Genomic DNA, 4,386 nt, shown 5'->3' on the forward strand with positions numbered 1-4,386 from the left:
CCCTGAGGCCTCAGGGCGTCAGGTACTCAGACACTCAGGGCCTCAGGCTTCAGGCGATCTCGACGAGCAGATCCCCGCCCTCCACCTGCTGGACACGGTTGATGGCGAGCCGGCTCACCCGGCCGGAGCGCGGGGCGGTGATGGCGGCCTCCATCTTCATCGCCTCGATGGTGGCCACGGTCCCCCCGGCCGCCACCTGGTCACCCTCGGCGACCGACAGCGTCACCACTCCCGCGAACGGCGCGGCGACATGGCCCGGGTTGGCGCGGTCGGCCTTCTCGGTCACCGGTACGTCGGACGCCGCCGCGGCGTCCCGGACCTGGATCGGCCGCAACTGCCCGTTCAGGCTCGACATCACGGTGCGCATACCGCGCTCGTCGGGCTCGCCGACGGCCTGCAGCTCGATGAGCAGCCGCACCCCGGGCTCCAGGTCCACGGCGTACTCCTTGGCGGGACGCAGGCCGTAGAAGAAGTCCTTGCTGTCCAGCACGCTGGTGTCGCCGTACGCCTGCCGGTGCGCCTCGAAGTCGCGCGTCGGGCCGGGGAACAGCAGCCGGTTGAGCGTCGCGCGCCGGGACTTCTCCAGCCCCGCCCGGTCCTCGGCCGACAGCTCCCGCACCGGCTTCGCCTCGCCGCGCCCCTGGATGGCCTTGGTGCGGAACGGCTCCGGCCAGCCGCCGGGCGGGGTGCCCAGCTCGCCGCGCAGGAACCCGATGACGGAGTCCGGGATGTCGAACCGGTCCGGCGTCGCCTCGAAGTCCTCCGGCGTCACCCCCGCCCCCACCAGATGCAGGGCCAGGTCGCCGACCACCTTGGAGCTCGGGGTGACCTTCACCAGGCGGCCGAGGATGCGGTCGGCGGCCGCGTACATCGCCTCGATCTCCTCGAACCGGTCGCCGAGGCCCAGCGCGACCGCCTGGGTGCGCAGATTGGACAGCTGGCCGCCGGGGATCTCGTGGTCGTAGACGCGTCCGGTGGGGGAGGCGAGTCCCGACTCGAAGGGGGCGTACACCTTCCGGACGCCCTCCCAGTACGGCTCCAGGTCGCCGACCGCCCGCAGGTCCAGGCCGGTCGGCCGGTCCGAGTGGTCGGTGGCGGCCACGATCGCCGACAGCGACGGCTGCGAGGTGGTGCCCGCCATCGACGCCACCGCCCCGTCCACGGCGTCCACGCCCGCCTGCGCCGCCGCGAGATAGGTGGCGAGCTGGCCGCCCGCGGTGTCGTGGGTGTGCAGATGGACCGGCAGGCCGAACTCGCGGCGCAGCGCGGACACCAGCGTCGCGGCGGCGGGCGCGCGCAGCAGCCCCGCCATGTCCTTCACCGCCAGCACATGGGCGCCGGCCTCGACGATCTGCTCGGCCAGCCGCAGGTAGTAGTCGAGGGTGTAGAGCCGCTCGCCCGGGTCGGACAGGTCGGCGGTGTAGCAGAGAGCGACCTCGGCGACCGCCGTGCCGGTCTCCCGCACGGCCTCGATGGCGGGCCGCATCTGGGAGACGTCGTTCAGCGCGTCGAAGATCCGGAAGATGTCGATACCGGTGGCCGCGGCCTCGTGCACGAACGCGTCGGTCACCTCGGTGGGGTACGGCGTGTAGCCGACGGTGTTGCGCCCGCGCAGCAGCATCTGCAGACAGATGTTGGGCACCGCCTCGCGCAGCGCGGCCAGCCGCTCCCACGGGTCCTCGGCGAGGAAGCGCAGCGCCACGTCGTACGTCGCGCCGCCCCAGCACTCCAGGGAGAGCAGCTCGGGCAGGGTGTGCGCGACATGCGGGGCGACGGCCAGCAGGTCCTTGGTGCGCACCCGGGTGGCCAGCAGGGACTGGTGGGCGTCGCGGAACGTGGTGTCCGTGACGGCGAGACCCGGCGCCTCGCGCAGCGCACGGGCGAAGCCCTCCGGACCCAGCTCGGCCAGCCGCTGGCGGGAGCCCGCGGGCGGCTGCCCGGCGGGCAGCGGGGGCAGCTTGGTGGTGGGGTCGATCAGCTCAGGCCGCTCCCCGTGCGGCTTGTTGACGGTGACGTCGGCGAGATACGTCAGCAGCTTGGTGCCGCGGTCGGCGGAGTGCCGGGCGGTGAGCAGATGCGGCCGCTCCTCGATGAACGAGGTGGTCACCCGGCCCGCCTGGAAGTCCGGGTCGTCCAGCACGGCCTGGAGGAAGGGGATGTTCGTCGCGACACCGCGGATGCGGAACTCGGCCACCGCCCGCCGGGCCCGGCCGATCGCGGCCGTGAAGTCCCGGCCCCGGCAGGTGAGCTTCACCAGCATCGAGTCGAAGTGCGCGCTGATCTCCGTACCGGCGTGCGTGGTGCCGCCGTCCAGCCGGATGCCGGAGCCGCCGGGGGAGCGGTAGGCGCTGATCCGGCCGGTGTCCGGACGGAAGCCGTTCGCCGGGTCCTCGGTGGTGATACGGCACTGCAGGGCGGCGCCGCGCAGGGTCAGCGTCTCCTGGGACAGCCCGAGGTCCGCCAGCGTCTCGCCGGAGGCGATGCGCAGCTGCGCCTGCACCAGGTCGACGTCGGTCACCTCCTCGGTGACGGTGTGCTCGACCTGGATGCGCGGGTTCATCTCGATGAAGACGTGGTTGCCGTCCCGGTCGAGCAGGAACTCCACCGTGCCCGCGTTGCGATAGCCGATCTCCCGGGCGAACCGCACCGCGTCCGCGCAGATCCGCTCCCGCAGCTCCGGGTCGAGGTTGGGCGCGGGCGCCAGCTCGATCACCTTCTGGTGGCGGCGCTGCAGCGAACAGTCCCGCTCGAACAGGTGCATGACGTTGCCCTCGCCGTCGGCGAGGATCTGCACCTCGATGTGGCGCGGATCGACGACCGCCTTCTCCAGGAACACGGTCGGGTCGCCGAACGCCGACGCCGCCTCCCGGGACGCCGCCTCGATGGACTCGCGCAGCGTCGCGGGATCCTCCACGCGGCGCATCCCACGCCCGCCGCCGCCCGCGACCGCCTTCACGAACACCGGGAACCCGATCGCCTCGGCGGCCCTGACCAGTTCGTCGACGTCCCGGGAAGGTGCCGAGGAGCCGAGCACCGGTACCCCGGCCGCGCGGGCGGCGGCCACCGCGCGGGCCTTGTTCCCGGTCAGCTCCAGCGTGTCGGCGTCCGGCCCGACGAAGGTGATGCCCGCCTCGGCGCAGGCGCGCGCCAGCTCCGGGTTCTCGGACAGGAAGCCGTAGCCCGGGTACACGGCGTCCGCACCCGCCCGCCGGGCGGCCCGCACGATCTCCTCCACCGACAGGTAGGCGCGCACCGGGTGCCCCGGCTCCCCGATCTGGTACGCCTCGTCGGCCTTGAGCCGGTGCAGCGAATTGCGGTCCTCGTGCGGGAAGACGGCGACCGTGCGCGCGCCCAGTTCGTAGCCGGCGCGGAACGCGCGAATCGCGATCTCGCCTCGGTTGGCGACCAGCACCTTGCGGAACATCCTGGATCCCTTCGCCCTGCCGGTGAGAGGACCATGGTGTCGGCGCCCGGCCGGTACTGCCATGTGAACCGGGCCACTTGACCGGTTCATGGCGGGCCCCGCGCGGAGCCCGCCCCCGACGGCGGGTCGCTGATCCGATCAGGCAGACTGTGCGGGATGGACGACTGTCGCCCGGTCCACCGGGACCCCGCCCCGGACCGGTACGGCCGGCTGCACGTGCGCACGGCCGACCTCGGTCCCGCCCACTGGCTCGTCGAGCGGCTCCGCCGGGACGGCGCCCTCGGCATCGTCGCCGGGGTGTGCGCGCCCGGCTTCGCCGCCTACGCCCGGATCCTGCACCCCGCCACGCTCGACGAACGGCCGGTGCGCTGGGCGACGGTGGCCGCGGCCCACGGACGTCCCGGGGTGACGGGCACGACCCGCTGGCACGAGCTGATCGGCGTCGGCATCGACGACCGGACCGCCTCCGACCTGGGCCTGCCCGGCGTCTGGGACGAGCACCCGGCCGAAGGACCCACCCCGCCCGACGTCGCCCGCGCCCTGATCCCCGTCCTGGCCCGGCACACCCGGACCCCCGAGCGCTGCTGGTTCGGCCTGTGGAGCGGCTACGGCCGCCGGGACTTCGACCGTCTCCCCACCTTCCCGACGCCCGGCCGCGACGAGATTCTCCTCGCCGGACCACTCGCCGACGCCGTCTCGCCGGCCCTGCCGGACGAGTTCGACGAACTGCCCGACCTGTGGTGGCCCGAGGACCGCGCCTGGTGCGTGGGCGGGGACGTCGACCTGGTCAGCACCTACGTCGGCGGATCCCCGGAACTCATCGCCGACCTGCTGGCCGCGCCCGGCCTGGAGGCACACCCGGTGGGCCCCGGCGACCTCCTGGACTGAACCCGGCGCCTCCCGGCGCCCTCCTGGACCGGACCCGGCGGCGACCGGGCGTACCGGACCCGGCGGCGACCGGG

General features: G+C 73.8%; 2 protein-coding genes. One reads left to right on the forward strand and one right to left on the reverse strand.

Annotated features, from left to right (window positions below):
• Positions 1-49: 49 nt before the first annotated feature.
• Positions 50-3,424: a pyruvate carboxylase gene (locus tag CCN42_RS35810; protein WP_086741525.1), complete on the reverse strand. Its 3,375-nt coding sequence runs from the start codon at positions 3,422-3,424 to the stop codon at positions 50-52.
• 156 nt (positions 3,425-3,580) lie between these two features.
• Between CCN42_RS35810 and CCN42_RS35815 the strand changes: the two genes are divergently transcribed.
• Positions 3,581-4,312: a P-loop NTPase family protein gene (locus CCN42_RS35815; RefSeq protein ID WP_086741526.1), complete on the forward strand. Its 732-nt coding sequence runs from the start codon at positions 3,581-3,583 to the stop codon at positions 4,310-4,312.
• The last annotated feature ends 74 nt before the right edge of the window (positions 4,313-4,386 follow it).

Source organism: Streptomyces glaucescens (assembly GCF_002154375.1).
Taxonomy (GTDB): domain Bacteria; phylum Actinomycetota; class Actinomycetes; order Streptomycetales; family Streptomycetaceae; genus Streptomyces; species Streptomyces glaucescens.

Bases quoted from the DNA above. Each gene is read 5' to 3' on its own strand.
- CCN42_RS35810 (WP_086741525.1), bottom strand. From the start codon at position 3,424: ATGTTCCGCAAGGTGCTGGTCGCCAACCGAGGCGAGATCGCGATTCGC.
- CCN42_RS35815 (WP_086741526.1), top strand. From the start codon at position 3,581: ATGGACGACTGTCGCCCGGTCCACCGGGACCCCGCCCCGGACCGGTAC.